The organism is Vibrio sp. Vb1755 (assembly GCF_033338635.1).
In the GTDB taxonomy this organism is placed as follows: Bacteria; Pseudomonadota; Gammaproteobacteria; order Enterobacterales; family Vibrionaceae; genus Vibrio; species Vibrio alginolyticus.
This window is the reverse complement of the sequence record NZ_JAWOTA010000186.1, coordinates 1-1,310: the sequence shown is the minus strand read 5'-3', so window position 1 is coordinate 1,310 and position 1,310 is coordinate 1. Positions and strand designations below refer to the sequence as shown.

Annotated in this window: 2 protein-coding genes; one reads left to right on the top strand and one right to left on the bottom strand. The window is 48.2% G+C overall.

Annotated elements, in window-relative coordinates:
* The coding region (locus R7E00_RS23735) for an ATP-binding protein (RefSeq protein ID WP_318124693.1) at positions 1-436 on the top strand (436 nt) is incomplete at its 5' end.
* A 56-nt stretch (positions 437-492) separates the two neighbouring features.
* On the opposite strand, the gene R7E00_RS23730 is transcribed toward R7E00_RS23735, so the two are convergent.
* A partial coding sequence (locus R7E00_RS23730) for a DUF2860 domain-containing protein (protein WP_318124692.1) occupies positions 493-1,310 on the bottom strand: 818 nt, incomplete at its 5' end.

Sequence of the window (1,310 nt, the reverse complement as noted above, 5' to 3'; positions counted from 1 at the left end):
GGCCATTTTGCGTTATTTGGGTCGTTTATCGGGACCGCTTCTCGACCGTTTTGATATGTCGTTAGAAATTCCATCCTTACCGAAAGGCACGTTGGCGGAAGGTGGTGATCGAGGTGAACCCACGGAACTCGTCAAAGAGCGCGTCAGTCTTGCTCGCGAGAGCATGCTCAATCGAAACGGCAAAGTAAACGCACTACTCGGCAGCCGTGAAATTGAGGCATTTTGCCCGTTGCAAAAAAGCGATGCGGAATTTCTCGAAACTGCACTCCATCGGCTGGGATTATCGATTCGTGCCTATCATCGCATCATTAAAGTGGCCCGCACGATAGCGGATTTAGAAGGTGCTGAGCAGATTGAACGTTCTCATTTAGCGGAAGCGCTCGGGTATCGCGCGATGGACCGATTGCTGAAACAACTCACGGCTCAAGCCGTGTAGTGGTCATTTGAGAGGAGTTCGCGGCGAGTATTCACATGTTCGCCGCGAGAACCATGTTAGAAGCTGTAGTTAAAGCCTAACGACAAAAGGTATTCATTTTCGTCATAAAAGGTGATGTTTGAATCGGTTTGGCTATAACCCGCGAAGGAAATGAACGACCAGTTCTGCCAATCAAACACGTTTTGGTATTCGTAAGCGGCAAACAAGCTCAAGGTGTCATCACTGCGCGTTTTCGCAAAAGTTTGGCTCGCCGATTGATAATCTTTGAGTGCATAGCCTGCGGTTAAGGCTAAACGATGACGGTTGATGAACTTAAACCAACTTACGTCAAAGGCATAAGAGTCATACGATTCTGCTTTTCCATCCGCATCTTGGTTGATGTAGGTGAACGCGGGTTGCAGTAGCGATGTTTGGTCTAGTGAAATACGATATTCGCCTTTTACGTAATAAATATTGGCATCACGCGCGAGTGAACGATCGGTGACTTCATCTTGTTCGACATCTTTATCGGCATAAGCTAAATCGAGGGTGAAGTTTCTATCGACCAAACCTTTGACTTGAAATCGATAGGCGTTACCACCTTCATCCGTTGTTTGACGAGCCGTACCCACTTGATAAGGATTACGCCACGTTTCGCCTTTGAGGACGGTCGGAAGGTAAGAGACATCCAATACTGTGCCTGACGGTAGTTCGTACTGATAGCCTAATTGAAAAGCCAGTGTACCGACTGCCACATCGGAACGCGTTGTACCCGCATACACTTGGTGGTTGAGCTGGTGACCAAACGTGTAGGCGATACTTCCGAGCGGCGCTGCGATGACGGTTGTGTCGCTTTCAGCGCTTTGGTTTAACGAGTCGATAGTTTTGCTGTTGT